The sequence below is a fragment of the Myxococcus llanfairpwllgwyngyllgogerychwyrndrobwllllantysiliogogogochensis genome (assembly GCF_006636215.1).
GTDB classification, from domain to species: domain Bacteria; phylum Myxococcota; class Myxococcia; order Myxococcales; family Myxococcaceae; genus Myxococcus; species Myxococcus llanfairpwllgwyngyllgogerychwyrndrobwllllantysiliogogogochensis.
On sequence record NZ_VIFM01000732.1, the window covers coordinates 1 to 468 of the forward strand.

Genomic DNA, 468 nt, shown 5'->3' on the forward strand with positions numbered 1-468 from the left:
CGACAGCAGCGCCAGCCAGGGGCCCGCGCTGCGCACGATGTCGCTCAGGCTCATTAGCAGCCGGGTAGAGAAGGGCAGGGCCTGTTTAAGATGGACAAACTGCTCAACGACTTTCGGGACTACGGTGGAGAGCAGAATGGCGATCACGCTGATAGCGACCAGCGTCAGTACGATGGGGTAGATCATCGCCTGCAGCAGGCGGGCGCGGAGCTGCTGGCGCTGCTCGGTATAGTCAGCAAGCCGGGTCAGTACGCCGTCGAGATGGCCGGAGGTTTCGCCGGCCGCCACCATGGCGTAGAACAGCCCGTCGAAGCAGTCGGGATAGCCGCGCATCGCCTCCGCCAGCGAGTGGCCTTCGAGCACTTTGCTGCGCACCCCGGCCATTAACGTTCTTAGCGACGGCTTTTCGCACTGCTGGGCGACGGCATCAAGCGCCTTTTCCAGCGGGATCCCGGCGGCAACCAGAGT

At 63.9% G+C, this 468-nt stretch carries 1 protein-coding gene; it reads right to left on the reverse strand.

The annotated features are described in order from the left end of the window. The coding region (locus tag FJV41_RS55670) for a type II secretion system F family protein (protein ID WP_181791572.1) at positions 1 to 468 on the reverse strand (468 nt) is incomplete at both ends.